A 15,316-nucleotide genomic window follows, 5' to 3' on the forward strand; every position below is an offset into this window, starting at 1 on the left:
CCAATCATTTTTGCGTTCAAGCTCTGCTTTCTTTTTCGCTTCCTGTTCCAATAATTCATCGATTGGCGTCGGACGGTCTGTAAATCCATGCACAGGGGAAGCTACACGCGTTGGCTGGAAGCGCCGCGTCGTGTTGCCTGGAAGGTCAAGGCCTTGCGGTTCAGCTGTTTTGGGCACATGCGGGCGTTTTTTCTTATTGCGCCCTGCATTTGGTTTCGGCAATTTCCCGCTCGGTTCCAAAGCATCGAGTTCATAAGTCTTTTCTTCCGTTGCTTTTAAAGGAACATCAACACGCGGATTTTCTTCACGCCGTTCGGGTTTACGGTTTTCTACTGGCAAGCCTTTTGCTTCTTCGTCGGAAATGAGCGGAAACCGGAATGGCGCCGGCTTGCTTTCCTGCGTTTTCGGCTCGACGTGCTGTGTTTCCTCACTGCGCACGAACGGCTTTTCTTCTGTTTCCGTGTCTTCTGAGAACATTTTATTCCACATGTTTTTCATCCAGCTCATCGTTACACCTTCATTTCAAATGGAGATCCTGTTTGCGCATCTTCCGGCAATACCAAAATTCCTTTTTCCGCCGGTGCATCCGGCAAGTCCAATTCTTTCGCTGAACAGATCATCCCGCTAGAAGCAACGCCGCGCAGTTCTGCATCGCGGATGACCATACCGGAAGGCATAACCGCCCCGACTTTAGCGACGACCACTTTTTGGCCAGCCTCCACATTCGGCGCGCCGCAAACGATCTGCAAGGTTTCTTCGCCGACCGCCACTTGGCATACATTCAATTTATCCGCATTCGGGTGCTTGTCTTTCGACGCTACATAGCCGACAACGAATTTCGGTGTCAAATCAACTTCCAGCGTATGGGAGACGCCGTTTTTCTCCAATGCATTTTGAAGCGCTGTCACAAGTGCTTCAGTCACTTCCACAGGCTGCCCTTCCGGCAAATCTGCGTAATCGCTTGCCTGGAACAAGTTGAAACCGGCGATTTCCTGTTGGTCATTTTTGATCAAGGTTACATCCCCAAATTGTTCTGTGTGGATTTTATCCGGTTTTTCCAATGTCAATTGAACGAGCAGCACATCGCCGACGCCTTGTTTGTTATAGAATGCATTCATTTTTTATCGTTCTCCTTCTCGGGTCTGTTTTTCGCTAAGATGAATATCGGTTCAAGCGCCTCGTTTTCATAGACGAACGACAAGGACGTAATCGGCACTTTGCCGTTCGTGAAGAAATGCATTGCCATCTGGGCAAGCACATCGTATCCGGTTTCGTTGCGGATATCACCGATGATCAAGACGTCCTGATGCGGAACTGAGACAGTCATGTCCCCTTGCACTTTCTTTTTCATGTCTTTTAAAAACGTTTCATTCAAGATGCGCGTGGCATCATAACCATCATTTTCGTTCAGGAAATAGAAGACATTTCCTGCCACATGGTCTTCTTTGACAGCCGTCTTCAATTTCTTCACTTGGAATTTAGCGATTTCCTGGACTTGATCGGCTGTCAGCGCTAGATTTTCCAACACTTTTTCATCAATTAGCCGGTAAGTCTTCCCGGCATCGAGTGCGTAATAAATACGTGTTTCTGCCGTGTGGGGCGAAGTCAGGAAACGATGGCCTTCACGCGATTCTTCCGGAAACGAAGTCGAGCGGATGACAGGGTAAATATGCTGTTCCCCTGGCAATTCTCCCGCCGACTCACGTTCCATCGCCTGGAAAGTTTCGGAAATCGTGTAGGCGATTTCTTCAATTGCTGAATCGCCTTTCGTTTCAAAACGGTTGATTACTTGCGGCAAGGAAATGGTCATGCCTTTCACCAGCTTTTTATGCCTAACATTTGCTATATCTTTTTGGCGGTCCAATGTCCAGTTCAACTGGTCATTTGCAACCCGCTCTTTCAGTATAGTAAATAACTCGGTGGATTTCATTCCTAATTTCCTCCTTTTCACAAACAAACGGTTCATCCTGCACACAGGAGAACCGTTTGCCCTTTTATTTCGACAGGTTGGAGATAAACGATTCAATTTCCTCCTGCGTTTTGCGGTCGCGGCTGACAAAGCGCCCTTGCTCGTTGCCTTCGCGGAATCCGAGGAAACTCGGGATCCCATAGATATCTTTTTCGATGCATAGGTCGATGAATTCGTCCCGGTCGACCGAGACAAAAGTATAGTCGCTGAATTTTTCTTCAATATCAGGCATGATCGGATCGATCACCCGGCAATCCGGGCACCATCCGGCCGTAAACATGAAGATGACGTTCTCTGAGTTTGCCAGTTGCGTAAATTGCTGGACTGACTGCAATTTTTCCATATCGTTCACTCCTCTTGTGCCGCTTCAATGGAACGGGCGGTTTCCATCATCCATTCCATATGGTTTCGCAGCGCGGCTTGTTCTGTAATCGTTGAAAGTTTCGCGCCTCCGGAACTGACCACCAATTCATAGCGGTCTTCTGCAATCGTCCGGACCGTGACGAAACCGAACCGGCCATGCTGGCTGAATTTCTCATCAGCAAGCCACGTTTCTTCCGGATTCGCTTTTTGCAAATCATAGAAGAACGTGCTGTCCGGTGCTTCGTTTGGGTTGAGGAACAACGCAAACGCTTGGCTGCCGCGGGTGATCAATACATTATGATCATCTGAAGGCTGTTCCACTTCATAGCCCCCGGGAACATAGAGTTCCGTTTCGCCGGCCGTTTCATTCGGTTCCGGCGCCTCCTCTTCAAATGCCGCCCTGGCGCTTGATACGCCTTCCACCAGCTCGTCCTCAGGACTGACACAGCCAGCGAGGATCAGGACTGACGAAAACAACATCATTTGTAAACCCATTCGAAGCACAGCATTTCCCCCTCTTTTTCTCCATCAGCTGCCCGTTTCATTAATCTTGCAGAAAAACAGGCTTGATTGAATAAGCTTTTCTTTTCTAGCTACATTTTAAAGATGTTTAGGGACACATGCAACTTAATCGCTGTTTGCTTGCCATTGCCCGAACAATAAGACAACGATTTGGGAAAATAGCTCGACTCGGTTCAGCTTGCCAGCAGTCAAAATGCCGATCGCGCCTTTATGGTGGCGGATCCCTGTTTCTTGTGCATACCGGTCCATTACAGGGCCGAGTTCTTCGCCAGCACGCAAGAGCATGGCAATTTCCGCAGGCAACGGCACTTGCGCACCACCTGCAACATAAACGGCTCCACCAGACGTAACGAGGGCTCCCCAATTGCATAGATACAATGTCCCGTCGAGTTCAAAGACGCCGCCTTCCAATCCGATTGCCGCGTCACAATCGGCAAGAACATAATGTGCGCGATTGATCGCTCCCGCTCTGGTTTCTTCAATGGAGAAAGGCTGTGCTGAAACACCTGATTGCGCTTCTTGTTGATTGATCTCTACCTGAATGCCTAATTTCTCAAGAGCTGATGCGACTGCCCCGGTTTTAGCCGGATTGGTCGATGCCACACATAATTTCATTTGTTTCTCTCCTTTGCATCGGGTTAAACTTTATTCATAATCAGATAAAAAGCGGCCCGGGGGCCGCCTTTCCGTTTTGTTTGATTGTGTCAATCGTCGACTGGTCTGTAGCTTTCACCAATTTCACAAGCAGCTCTTTGGCCGCTGCGTAATCGTCGGTGTGGATGACCGAGGCGGAAGTATGGATATAGCGAGAGCAGATCCCGATGACAGAACTCGGGATGCCTTCGTTGGCGATGTGGACTTTCCCAGCATCCGTTCCGCCTTGTGAAACGAAATACTGATAAGGGATGTTATGCGTTTCAGCAGTATCGAGAATGAATTCACGCATGCCGCGATGCGTGACCATCGTGCGGTCGAGGATGCGCAATAGCGCACCTTTCCCTAGCTGGCCGAATTCATTCTTGTCCCCTGTCGCATCGTTTGCCGGACTTGCGTCCAGTGCATAGAAGATATCCGGCTGAATCAAATTAGCTGCCGTCTGCGCACCTCGAAGGCCGACTTCTTCCATGACCGTCGCACCAGAGAACAATTGGTTGGGCAAGGACTCGCCGTGCAATTCTTTCAGCAATTCAATCGATAAGCCGCAGCCATAGCGGTTGTCCCACGCTTTAGCCATGATTTTCTTGTCATTGGCCATCGGCGTGAACGGGCTGAATGGGACGATTTGCTGTCCAGGACGAACGCCCATCGACAATGCATCTTCTTTGTCATCTGCTCCAATGTCGATCAGCATGTTCTTGATGTCCATCGGCTTCTGACGTGTCGCCTCATCCAGTAGATGCGGCGGGATCGATCCAACGACGCCCGGAACGATGCTGTCTCCTGCAACCACGTCTACACGCATGGCGAGCATGACTTGATTCCACCAGCCGCCGAGCGGTTGAAAGCGCAGCATGCCATTATCGGTGATTTGCGTTACCATGAAGCCGACTTCGTCCATATGGCCGGCCACCATGACGCGTGGCCCGTCTTGTGCGCCTTTTTTCACGCCGAATATGCTGCCGAGATTATCCGAGATAATGTCGTCCGAATATTTTTCAAGCTCGCTGCGCATGAACTTGCGCACAGCATGTTCATTGCCGGGTGCTCCCGGAAGCTCAGTTAAGGTTTTAAACATCGCTCTTGTATCTTGGTTCATATGAATTTCCCCCTTGATAAGATATGTATGTGCATCCTTTATCAGTTTAGAGCTTTTTCCTTGTGAATGCCAGTTCAGGTAGTTCGATTGACGAAATATTTTGAGTGCTTGCAGTTCGTTGCGTGCATTTTTCCGCTTTATGGTACAATTTAGCCAGAATGCAAAGGAGGGGTTTTCATGAAAAATCGTGATTTGCTCATTGGATTTGCTGCCGGTGCAGCCGCAGCGTATATCGCAAAGGAAGTTTACGAAAACAAACAGACGCTTTACCCGGCCGATGATGTATTGAAGAAAGTTAAACAGTCCTTTAAAGAGGAAGGCCCGATTGACGGCTCTTGGATCTTTATGAAAACTGAGCCTTACAACCAGCATGCGGTCAAAACTGAGGTGTATAAAGGCGGCATCACGCGGCATCGCGACGATGAACTCGAACAATACGAATTTTTAGCCGATGCTTACACCGGAGCTGTCCTGGAAGTCACCAAATCATAAAAGAACATGTTAAAACGCCGGCGTTTTCCATGTGCTATTCAAACACTTTTTCTTTGCGTTCGAGCGCGTCGATCACTTCTTTTCCGTCCTCGTTCCATTTGATGAGGCGATAAAATGCATCGTGGTAGAAGCTGAAATAGAAATTGCCCGGCAGCGCTTCTTTCATCAATTTGTCTTTTGCATAAATTGAGTCCATCGGATAATCGTCAAATGCCAATACCCATAGTGGATTTTGATGGGCATGGGTCGGCATGATGTCGCCCATATGGAGAATCGTCTCCCCATTCTGTTCGAACTTGATGACGCTATGGCCATTTGAATGACCGCCAGTGTGAATCATGGTGATCGCATCGAATACGGTCACTTTGTCGGTGAAGGTTTCGACCTGTCCGGTGATCGGCTCCCAATTTTCTTTCCAATACGTATTGCGTGAGCGGATGTTCGGGTTTTGCATTTCTTCCCATTCCACAGCCGATACGTAAATTTTTGCGTTGGGAAACGCAGACACGTATCCTTCGCCCTGCTTTTTCGTCAGGCCGGCTGCGTGATCGCCGTGAAGATGCGTCATCAACACCGTGTCAATATCTTCTGCAGACAAGCCGAGCTCTTCTAGCTCCTCTTCCACACGCGATTCCGAGGAAACGCCCAGATTGCGCTTTTGGCGATCGGTCAATTTGCCATTGCCGAGTCCGCTGTCGACAAGGATATTGTGGCCATCGAACTGGACCAAAATCGGATGCGTCGGCAATTCGATCTGGTTCTGCCCATTTGCAGGATAGCGTTTTGACCACACCACTTTCGGGACCACGCCAAACATCGTGCCTCCATCGAGCCAAGTCACCCCACCATCAAGCCAAGTTAACAACATATCGTGAAATTGAAATTTCTGCATACAAACTCCCCCTTATGAGTTGATGTTACGCTTGGAATTTCGCCTCCAGCCGGTAGATCGGCTGCCCTTTTTTCAAAAACTTCTCTTCATATTCCGTCATGATATTCCATTCCGGTTCGTTGGCATGAAGATCCAGCGATACATCCTTCAATAACATACCATATTCGGAAATGCTAGTGAGCGAATATTCAAAAAGTCCGCGGTTATCGGTCTTGAAATGAATTTCGCCTCCTTCAGGCAACACACGCTCATACAATTTCAGGAAACTTTCATGTGTTAAGCGCCGTTTCGCGTGTCGCGTCTTTGGCCAAGGATCCGAAAAATTCAAGTAGACGCGATCGATCTCGCTTGCTTCGAAGAACGTTTCAAGCTCTTGTGCATTCACTTGCAAGAGGCGCAAGTTCGGGATGCCGCCTTCTGGCTCTAACGCCCCTTGAAGCGCCGTCACAATCACGCTTTCAAACAATTCAATTCCAATGTAATTGATATCCGAATTGGCTTGCGCCATGCCTGTAATGAAGCGGCCTTTCCCGCTTCCTGCCTCGATGTGGATCGGGCGGTCATTGCCGAACTCTTCGTGCCACTTGCCTTTTAGCACTTCCGGGTTCGGAATGACGATTTCTGGATGGGCTTCGATCAAATCCGCCGCCCATGGTTTATATCTTGCTCTCATGTATAGACATCCTCTTTCTGCTTATAATTTTGCTTGTTGCCATTGTTTTGCTGATACGCGAAACCTGAGTGGTTCTTGCGCATCCGCCATTCCCGCATCGTCCCCGTCTACATGACGCGGCACTGGGCGATCCACGGCGAGCGAAAAATGTTTGCCGCTGAACTGCACGACTTCCGGAAATTTCGTATGGCTTCCGCTAAATACCGTACCAAAAACGGCCAGTAGTTTCAATCGGGGCAAGCCGTGGACGACCGTCAATTCAAGCTGGCCGTCATGGACAGACGAGTGGGGCGAAATTTTCATGCCGCCCCCGAAATACGGCTGATTGCTGACGGTGGCGAGCCATACGTCCTCGAAATGGTGCATCGCTTCATTTGATTCGACCGTCAGGCGGAACTTCTCAAACGTAAATAAGGTTGTGACGACAAAAATCAAATACGCCAATTTGCCGAGCCCGAACTTATTGAGCCACAGCTTTGTCCGCGAACGATTGACAGCATGCGCGACGGCAGCATCAAAGCCGATACCGGCACTGCTGGCAAATAGCTGCTCCGGTTGAACGCCCACTTGCCCGATGTCGGTAAGCATTCCTCTGGGGCATGCCAAAAAATGGCCGATTTCCTGCGCCTTTGAAAAACAGCTGAAGCTGCGGGCGAAATCATTGCCCGATCCGGCGGGCACCGAAGCGATAAATAACAGCTCAGCCCCGGCCGCCGCTGCAGCAATTTCACGCATCGTCCCATCTCCGCCAAAGCCGATCACCAAGGTTTTCCGTTCTCTTTGTTTCAATTGTTCGACCAATTGAAACGCATGTCCTGGAGAACGGGTGACGAATTGTTCGTAGGGGAAATCGATCGTTTCGGAAAACTTGCGCCATTTCCTAAATGCCGCCCCGTTGCCGGCTGTCGGATTAATGATAAAGACAATCTCCATAGTATCTTCCCTGACGCTTAAGCGCCGCCTTTCAATCGATAAGTTTGAATTTCTTTGTATCGCGGGGTTTCCCGCGGATGAATCTCGAATAAGGAGAACGAATCAACCGGAATCTCCAGCTCTTCCAGCTGCCAGTTTTCCGGCAAGCTTCCGCCTTTCCAGCGGCTGGCAAGCGTAATATGCGGCACAAACGGTTTCGGGTCAGTAATAAGTTCCAATGGCTCCAACTGTTGCTGCACAGCGTGTTGAAGTTCCATCAATTCAGGGCTATCAGCCAGTGCGGCATAGACGATGCGCGGCGTTTCTGGATTGCCGAATGTCTTTACGCCAGCAAGTTTCAAGCGAAATGGCCTTTTGGCAATTTTTCCGAGCCGCTCGGCAATCTCCTGTAATTCACCGAAACGGTCTTCGCCGATAAACATCAAGGTAATATGCATATCGCCCGGTGGTGTCAGGCGCTTATGCGTGGACAAATTCCAGGAATCTCTCGCCTGTCCGATTTTTTCAGCTGTTTGCCCGGGAATGCGAATTCCAATAAAATAATGCGTACTCATCGTCATCACCTCTATTCATTATAACTGACGGGCGCAAAAAAAGGACCAGCTCTTTGCTGGTCCCGGGATTGCATAATAAGTGCAGGAATCAGGAAATAACGCCCAATTTAATCCGCGCTTCAAAAGCTTTTTGCAGTTTGAGCGTCAATTCGCCAGGCGTGCCGTCCGCAATTTTCTGACCGGAAATTTCAATGACCGGCATGACTTCGGAAGTTGTCGAAGACATGAAGAATTCATCCATCTCAAGTGCCTGCTGCTTCGTGAACGCCGTTTCTACCACGTCGACCCCCAATTCGTCGCATAGCTCGAAAATGACGCGTCTCGTGATGCCGTTCAAGATCAAGTTGGTCGCTGGGTGTGTGTAAAGAACTCCGTCTTTGATACCGTACATATTCGATGACGAACCTTCCGTCACCGTATCGCTGCGGTGAAGGATCGCTTCGAAATAACCTTCTTCATAAGCCTGCTGTTTCGCCATCACATTGCCGAGCAAGTTCAAGCTCTTGATGTCACAGCGCAACCAGCGCACGTCTTCGACCAAAAGTGCTTTCACGCCGTTTTTCAAAAACTCCACAGGGCGCTCGACCGATTTCGTGTAACCGACCACAACCGGCTCTGCATTTTCCGGGAATTGATGATTTCGCGGAGCCGCTCCACGGGTAATTTGAACATACACTTGGCCATTGTCGATCTGATTCAGTTCAACCAAGTCGTATAGCATCTTATGGAACACGTCTTTCGTGTAAGGAACCGTAATGCGGATTTTCTCTGCACTGGCATAGAAACGGTCGATGTGTTCCGTTGCCGTGAACAAATCCCCTTCATACACGCGGATGACTTCGTAAATACCGTCACCGAACTGATACCCACGGTCTTCTTTCGAAATCTCCAAATCCTGTTCTTTTACAATATCTCCGTTAGACAAAATCCATTCCATTGCCATTCCTTCTTTCCTGTAATTATTTGCAAGCCAATTGATAAATGGCTTCTGCATATATCGCTGTTGCTTTTACTAAATTGTCGATATCAACGAATTCATCGGCTTGATGCGCGACATCAGGTTCTCCTGGGAACAACATTCCAAAAGCGACGCCTTTATCGAGCACGCGAGCATAGGTGCCTCCACCGATCGCCAGCAAGTCTGCCGGTTCGCCAGTCTGCTTCTCATAAGCTTTTTGCAGTGTTTGAATGAACGGATCCGTTGCATCGACATGGTGCGGCTTGGAGTTGGATACGATCTCCACTTCCATACCATCTATCTGATGGCCTGCCATCATGTCATCAAATGGGCAGCTGACCGAATAACGCATGCTGACGCGCACATCGGCACGCTCTCCCGCCTTGAAACGCATAATTCCGGCGTTGAATGTCGTATCGCCGGACGCATCATCCGAAAACGAGAGCCCGAGCTTTTGGCCTCTGGAATCGCCGCTGAAATAATCGGCGATAAAGCGGACGAACTCAGCACCGTCTCCAGTAACTTTATCTTGCAAAAATTTCGCAAGCAGAATGCCGGCATTGACGCCTGCGTCGGGTTCCATGGCATGCGCCGATTTGCCGTATACAGTCAGCACGACGCCATCAGCACTCGGCGTGCAGTCGCCCGTCACCTTTTCCGTTTCACAAAATTCCCGGAATGCCGCATCAATCTCGCCGCTTTCCAGTGCCACTTTTGCCACCGCACGATCAGGCACCATATTGGTCCGTTCCCCTGAAGTGAATTCCAGTAATTCGCCGGTTTTTTCAGCACCCAGTGTGTACTGGATATCCGCGATGCCTTTCTCTGCATTGATGATCGGGAAATCCGCATCCGGCGCAAATCCGATATCTGGCATTTCCTCTGTTTGGAAATAACGCTCTACACAGCGGAAGCCGCTTTCTTCGTCGGTCCCAATGATCAACCTGACACGGCGTTTAAAATCGTAGCCTGCATCTTTAACCATTTTCAGCGCCAACCATGCAGCGATCGTCGGGCCTTTGTCATCGATGGCTCCACGTCCGAACAATTTCCCGTCTGCGATCTCGCCTCCGAACGGGTCTTTTGTCCAACCGTCTCCGGCTGGGACGACATCGACGTGGCCGAGAATCCCTAGAAGTTCCGGCCCTTCGCCTGTCTCCAAATGCCCTGCAACATTGGCGATGTTTTTCGCCTTAAACCCTGCACGCTCGCCTTTTTCCAAAAACCAATCCAGCGCTTTCCAAACTTCTTTTCCGTAAGGAGCGTCAGGATTTCCGTCTTCGCTTAATACGCTCGGAATTGCGATCAACTCCTGCAATTCACTGAGCAATTCTTCTTTACGCCGCTCTGCTTCCCGCTGCCAATCCATGCCTCACACTCCTTTTTGTTATGGCTATTGTACACCTTTTTCAAATAATTTAAAGAACAGTCGGTTATTTTCGGGCACTTTTTTCTATTTCATTCATATTAAGTTCCAGTAAAGAAAACCCGAAATCATGGAATTCGAGAAGTTTTTCCGCTATAATCAAATTGTCAGACAAGTCAAATTGACGGATTTTCTAAAAAAAGGAGCTGTCTACCGCTATTATTCCTTAATCGCTGTATACACCACACTCACGCGTCCGCTAGTCTTTGCCATTGGTACTAAAGATGAAGGAGTGGTTCTTAACTTATGAAACCCACAACTGACCGCATGCTCATTCGAATCAAAGACATGTACAAGTACATTCTCGAGAACGGGACTGTGACCACACAGGATCTGGTCGATGAATTCGGCATCACTCCTCGCACCATTCAAAGGGATTTGAATGTGTTGGCCTTTAACGAACTGATAGAAAGCCCAGTTCGGGGCAAATGGACAACGACGGAGAAAAAAGTCAAAATGACGTCTTGAAAACAAAGAAAATGACCGCAAAATTGCGGTCATTTTCTTTGTTTTAATTTAGTTAATTCATCTTCCGTCAGTTCGCGGTATTCCCCTAAAGCAAGCGTTTCATCCAGCGGGAGCGGGCCCATCGACAAACGCTTCAAAAATACCACTTTCTTATTCACGCTTTCGAACATGCGCTTGACCTGGTGGAATTTGCCTTCCGTAATGGTCAATTCGATTTCGGATTCTTCCCCGCTGTTTAAAATGTGCAACTGTGCAGGCTTTGTCTCGTAACCATCATCAAGCACGACGCCTAGTTTGAATGCTTCTATGTCTTCATCCGTTACGGGGCTGTCGATTCTCGCATAATAGGTTTTATCGACATGCTTTTTCGGCGACAATAGCTCGTGGGCCAATTTGCCGTCGTTGGTGATCAGCAGCAGCCCTTCCGTATCTTTATCGAGGCGCCCGACCGGAAACGGTTCGAAGCGCTGCTCGTCTTCTGTCAGCAAATCAATGACTGTTTCATCAAAGCGGTCTTCTGTCGCTGAAATGACGCCTTGCGGTTTGTTCATCATCAAGTAGATAAACTCCCGGTAGACGACCGGTTCACCGGCGACCGATATGTCATCCGCTTTCTCATCAACGTGAAACTTCGGATCGCGCACCGTTTCCCCGTTCACTTCCACCGCTTTCGATTTCAGTAAGATTTTCACTTCTTTTCTTGAGCCGAATCCTGAATTCGACAATAATTTATCGATTCTCATATTATTTCCTCCTAGAAGCCGAAGCGTCTTGTAATGCGCGTAATTCTCGCGCCGAGCAGCTTCTGGGCAAGACCTGTCTTCAAGCTGAGGTATCCGTAGACAATAGCGCCTACTCCACCGATAAGGATAATGCGGATCATCGACAGCAATTTATTGTCCATGCCGATAATATAATCGAGGCCGTTCATTGCAAAATACACAGCGAACGCCATGACGGCATTCAAGATGAGAATAAGCAAAATGCGGCGGAACACCATTTTCGAGCGGTAATTCATCGTCTTCGAAATGACGATCATGTTCATCGTGATCGCGACAACGTAGCCGATGATCGTTGCAGCGATCGCGCCGTCCGTCTCGAACCACATGATCAGCGGCGTATTCAGCAATGCCTTAAGCCCGAGGCCGATCAGCAAGTTGATGATGATCCATTTTTGTTTATTGATGCCCTGCAAGATGGATGCTGTCACCGGGAATGCGGCAAACAGGATGGCAACCGGCAAATAATGCGCCAAAATTTCCGAACCAATCTCACTCACTTGATAAAAGACATGATACAGTTCATCCGACAGCATCGTCATGCCGATGACTGCAGGCAGGGTCAAGAACAAGATCAACTGGAACGACTGATCCAATGTTTTAGTCACTTGCAGGTGTTCGTTGCGCGTGAAATGCTTCGTGATGAGCGGAATGAGCGCCATCGAGAAGCCTGTCGCGAGCATGACCGGGATCATGACCAATTTATGGGCAGTCAAATTCAAAATCCCGAGAAGGTCCGTCTCCATGATATTATTGCCGGCTGCCATTGCTCGGTTGAAGGTCATCAAATCGACGAACTGGAACAGAGGATTGGCGATGCCGAGGAAAATAACCGGTACGGCGTATAGCAGGATTTCACGGTACATATCCCGCAACCGCACATCATAAGATTCAACGGATGTTGCGAGTAGCTGATTATATTCCGGCTTCTTTTTACGCCAGAAATAATACAAAGTGACAAGCCCGCCGAGCGCACCGATTGCAGCGGACAATACAGCAAACTGGATCGCGGTCTTCGGCGTGCCGTCAAAAAGGTAAATGACGGCAAATGCGCCACCGAGCAGAAAGATGATGCGGACGATCTGTTCGATCAATTGCGAAACGGCGGTCGGCATCATATAATTGTAACCTTGGAAAAAGCCGCGCCACAGACTCATGAACGGCACGACGATCAACGCGAAGCTGACCCAACGGATGGCGTCTGCAATATCGTTTACCGAATAAATGCGCTCATCTTCTGAGATAGTGACGCGCGCAAGCGGCTCAGCTAATAGATAAAGCGCCAAAAACGATATAAAGCCGGTAATTATCATCGTCAGCAAGCCTGAGCGCAATAATCGCCTCCCGGTTTCGTAATCCCCGAGCGAATTGTATTTAGCCGTGAACTTGGAAAACGCGATCGGCGCACCGGAAATCGCCAGCGCAAGCATCAAGTTATACGGTATGTATGCATACTGGTAAAGTCCGATATTATCTGCTCCCACCATACTGTAGAACGGGATGATGTAGATGACGCCGAGCACTTTCGACAGAAATAAACCTAAAGTTAAAATGGCGGTACCTTTAATTAATGAGGACATTTTGCACTCCCTGACTTTGTTCAAAATAAAAAGCAATCTACACGATAGTTTACACCTATAGACAAAATTACTCAACGTGTTTTGCCTCATCGTGTATACTGAAAAGAAAAACGAAAGTGAGTTTTTATTATATGTATGACATCATCATCATCGGCGGAGGCCCATCCGGTTTAATGGCTTCCATCGCTGCCGCTTCGAACGGCAAACGTGTGCTGCTCGTCGAAAAAGGCAAAAAGCTAGGAAAAAAATTAATCATCTCCGGCGGCGGCCGCTGCAACGTGACCAACCGCCTGCCCTTGGAAGAAATCGTACGCCACATTCCTGGCAACGGACGCTTTATGTACAGCCCATTTTCGGTCTTCAATAATGAAGACATCATCCAGTTCTTCGAAAATCTCGGCGTCGCCTTGAAAGAGGAAGACCACGGCCGCATGTTCCCTGTGTCAAACCGTGCACAAGACGTCGCTGATGCGATGTTTGGCGAGATGGACCGGCTTGGCGTCGAACGCAAACTCGATTCCCCCGTCAAAAGCTTATTGATGAACGACGATAAAGTGACCGGCATCCGCCTGCACTCCGGCGAGGAATTTGAATCGCTCGCAGTCGTTGTCGCAGTCGGCGGCAAAGCGGTGCCGCAAACCGGATCGACCGGAGACGGCTATCCGTGGGCGGAAAAAGCGGGACACACCGTCACCGACCTGTATCCGACGGAAGTTCCGTTATTGTCGAATGAAGCGTTCATCAAATCACGCGATCTTCAAAAACAACGCGCTCGTCACGCACCAGATGGACATGCTGTTCACCCATTTCGGCTTGAGCGGCCCTGCTATCTTGCGCTGCAGCCAGTACGTCGTCAAGGAAATGAAGAAAAATGGCGGCCAAGCTGTCACCGTCCGCATCAATTCCATGCCGGATGACAATGCAGAATCTGCGTTCCAGCTGCTTAACAAGTTGATGAAAGACGAACCGAAAAAAGCGTTGAAGAACGTTTGGAAAAGTCTGGCGCAAGAACGCTGGCTATTGTTCCTATTGGACCGTGCAGGCATCGATCCGCAATTGACCGGCGCAGAATTGCCGGCAGATAAAGTCCGTGCGCTGGCGGCTGAAATGACAGCATTTACGATGACCGTCTCCGGCACGCAGCCGATCGAAAAAGCGTTCGTCACAGGCGGCGGCGTATCGATCAAGGAAATCGAGCCGAAGACGATGCATTCGAAGAAAAAACCCGGCTTGTTCTTCTGTGGCGAAATCCTCGACATCCACGGCTACACCGGCGGTTATAATATCACTTCCGCACTTGTCACCGGGCACGTCGCAGGAAAAAACGCAGCCGAGTTCGCTGATTCTTATCAAACCGAAAGCCCCATTGCTTAAGCAATGGGCTTTTTTCTTTGGAATGAAGTTGAAAGAAAAAAGTTTCGTTGCTCCTCTGCTTAAGGTAAACAGAATTAAATTAGCGAGAGATTTTGTGTGGAATTGTTCCTAAGCATTGATTTGATTGTCATCTTAGTATTCGCCGCCTAGCTTTGGGTTGGCCTTTGGCGCTTGGCGGCTGGGCAACTTCATTGTGTGAAGACTGTTTAAGCAGCTCTGCTTCTTTATTCAATTGCCGGCTAGTGGGGAAATCGCTTCCTGAGATGAAGCATCTGACTGGCCAGTCCTTGAATTGGAAAAATTGCTATTTTATTTAGCGGTTGAAGACCGACGCCACTTCATTCTCTGACCTGGTTGAATCAAGTTTTAGAATATGATGCATCTCCACACCTTCTGCTGAGTGAGATAAATAACTTACCTTGCACTCTAAAACTAGGAGACGGAGTGAAAGGGGCGACGCCTGGGGGACCGAGCGGGCTGGCGAGACAAAGGTGGCGCGCTTTTTGCCACCTTGGCTCAACACCCGCCCCATACCCGGGCAGCTGAAAACGCGACGTCCTGTCGCATCAGCTGCATG

Annotated in this window: 17 protein-coding genes and 2 pseudogenes; 3 read left to right on the top strand and 16 right to left on the bottom strand. The window is 49.1% G+C overall.

All coding sequences use genetic code 11. From position 1 onward, the window contains the following. From ON064_RS12060 to ON064_RS12090, 7 genes and pseudogenes are all read right to left on the bottom strand, one after another. A pseudogene (locus tag ON064_RS12060) lies at positions 1-507 on the bottom strand (hypothetical protein); the annotation flags it as partial. A 2-nt stretch (positions 508-509) separates the two neighbouring features. Continuing rightward, complete coding sequence (gene ytpR, locus ON064_RS12065; protein WP_121301164.1) at positions 510-1,118, bottom strand: YtpR family tRNA-binding protein; 609 nt, start codon at positions 1,116-1,118, stop codon at positions 510-512. Beyond that, the gene (locus ON064_RS12070) at positions 1,115-1,930 is read right to left on the bottom strand and encodes a DUF1444 family protein (protein WP_274624962.1); all 816 of its coding nucleotides are present in this window, start codon (positions 1,928-1,930) and stop codon (positions 1,115-1,117) included. The genes ytpR and ON064_RS12070 overlap by 4 nt, the downstream gene beginning before the upstream one ends. A 64-nt stretch (positions 1,931-1,994) precedes the next feature. Further along, positions 1,995-2,312 carry a thioredoxin family protein gene (locus ON064_RS12075; RefSeq protein WP_274624963.1) on the bottom strand — a complete coding sequence of 106 codons (318 nt, stop codon included), beginning with the start codon at positions 2,310-2,312 and terminating at the stop codon, positions 1,995-1,997. Positions 2,313-2,317: 5 nt separating this feature from the next. After that, a complete protein-coding gene (locus ON064_RS12080) occupies positions 2,318-2,827 on the bottom strand; it encodes a hypothetical protein (RefSeq protein WP_274624975.1) in 510 nt (169 codons plus the stop codon). Positions 2,828-2,959: 132 nt separating this feature from the next. Beyond that, a complete protein-coding gene (locus ON064_RS12085; protein ID WP_274624964.1) occupies positions 2,960-3,469 on the bottom strand; it encodes a DUF84 family protein in 510 nt (169 codons plus the stop codon). 40 nt (positions 3,470-3,509) lie between these two features. Beyond that, a complete protein-coding gene (locus tag ON064_RS12090; RefSeq protein WP_274624965.1) occupies positions 3,510-4,610 on the bottom strand; it encodes a M42 family metallopeptidase in 1,101 nt (366 codons plus the stop codon). A gap of 177 nt (positions 4,611-4,787) precedes the next feature. Between ON064_RS12090 and ON064_RS12095 the strand changes: the two genes are divergently transcribed. Continuing rightward, entirely contained in the window at positions 4,788-5,102 is a 315-nt protein-coding gene (locus ON064_RS12095; RefSeq protein WP_058381133.1) for a PepSY domain-containing protein, read from the top strand. 34 nt (positions 5,103-5,136) lie between these two features. Here the strand turns inward: ON064_RS12095 and ON064_RS12100 are convergent, their stop codons facing one another. The 6 genes from ON064_RS12100 to pepV all read right to left on the bottom strand — a co-directional run bounded on the left by ON064_RS12100 (position 5,137) and on the right by pepV (position 10,481). After that, a complete protein-coding gene (locus ON064_RS12100) occupies positions 5,137-5,994 on the bottom strand; it encodes a YtnP family quorum-quenching lactonase (protein ID WP_274624966.1) in 858 nt (285 codons plus the stop codon). A gap of 25 nt (positions 5,995-6,019) precedes the next feature. After that, positions 6,020-6,667 (bottom strand): tRNA (guanosine(46)-N7)-methyltransferase TrmB, encoded by a 648-nt coding sequence (gene trmB / locus ON064_RS12105; protein ID WP_274624967.1) that lies wholly within the window; start codon positions 6,665-6,667, stop codon positions 6,020-6,022. Positions 6,668-6,688: 21 nt separating this feature from the next. Next, positions 6,689-7,600, bottom strand: a complete 912-nt coding sequence (locus tag ON064_RS12110; RefSeq protein ID WP_274624968.1) for a diacylglycerol/lipid kinase family protein — start codon at positions 7,598-7,600, stop codon at positions 6,689-6,691. A 17-nt stretch (positions 7,601-7,617) separates the two neighbouring features. Then, on the bottom strand, positions 7,618-8,154 hold the full coding sequence (thpR, locus tag ON064_RS12115; RefSeq protein ID WP_274624969.1) for an RNA 2',3'-cyclic phosphodiesterase: 537 nt from the start codon (positions 8,152-8,154) through the stop codon (positions 7,618-7,620). Between the two features lie 88 nt (positions 8,155-8,242). Beyond that, complete coding sequence (dat, locus tag ON064_RS12120) at positions 8,243-9,091, bottom strand: D-amino-acid transaminase (RefSeq protein WP_274624970.1); 849 nt, start codon at positions 9,089-9,091, stop codon at positions 8,243-8,245. A gap of 22 nt (positions 9,092-9,113) precedes the next feature. Further along, entirely contained in the window at positions 9,114-10,481 is a 1,368-nt protein-coding gene (pepV, locus tag ON064_RS12125; RefSeq protein WP_274624971.1) for a dipeptidase PepV, read from the bottom strand. Between the two features lie 303 nt (positions 10,482-10,784). On the opposite strand from pepV, the gene ON064_RS12130 reads away from it, so the two are divergent. Continuing rightward, positions 10,785-11,006: a DeoR family transcriptional regulator gene (locus ON064_RS12130; protein WP_121301176.1), complete on the top strand. Its 222-nt coding sequence runs from the start codon at positions 10,785-10,787 to the stop codon at positions 11,004-11,006. Positions 11,007-11,035: 29 nt separating this feature from the next. Here the strand turns inward: ON064_RS12130 and ON064_RS12135 are convergent, their stop codons facing one another. Next, positions 11,036-11,749: a pseudouridine synthase gene (locus tag ON064_RS12135; RefSeq protein WP_274624972.1), complete on the bottom strand. Its 714-nt coding sequence runs from the start codon at positions 11,747-11,749 to the stop codon at positions 11,036-11,038. Positions 11,750-11,760: 11 nt separating this feature from the next. Next, positions 11,761-13,365, bottom strand: a complete 1,605-nt coding sequence (locus ON064_RS12140; RefSeq protein ID WP_274624973.1) for a putative polysaccharide biosynthesis protein — start codon at positions 13,363-13,365, stop codon at positions 11,761-11,763. Positions 13,366-13,496: 131 nt separating this feature from the next. Here ON064_RS12140 and ON064_RS12145 point away from each other — a divergent pair. Next, positions 13,497-14,739: pseudogene (locus tag ON064_RS12145) on the top strand (BaiN/RdsA family NAD(P)/FAD-dependent oxidoreductase). Positions 14,740-15,052: 313 nt separating this feature from the next. On the opposite strand, the gene ON064_RS12150 reads toward ON064_RS12145, so the two are convergent. After that, positions 15,053-15,316: hypothetical protein (locus ON064_RS12150; RefSeq protein WP_274624974.1), on the bottom strand; the 264-nt coding region annotated here is incomplete at its 5' end.

It is taken from the genome of Planococcus sp. A6 (assembly GCF_028823615.1).
GTDB lineage: Bacteria > Bacillota > Bacilli > Bacillales_A > Planococcaceae > Planococcus.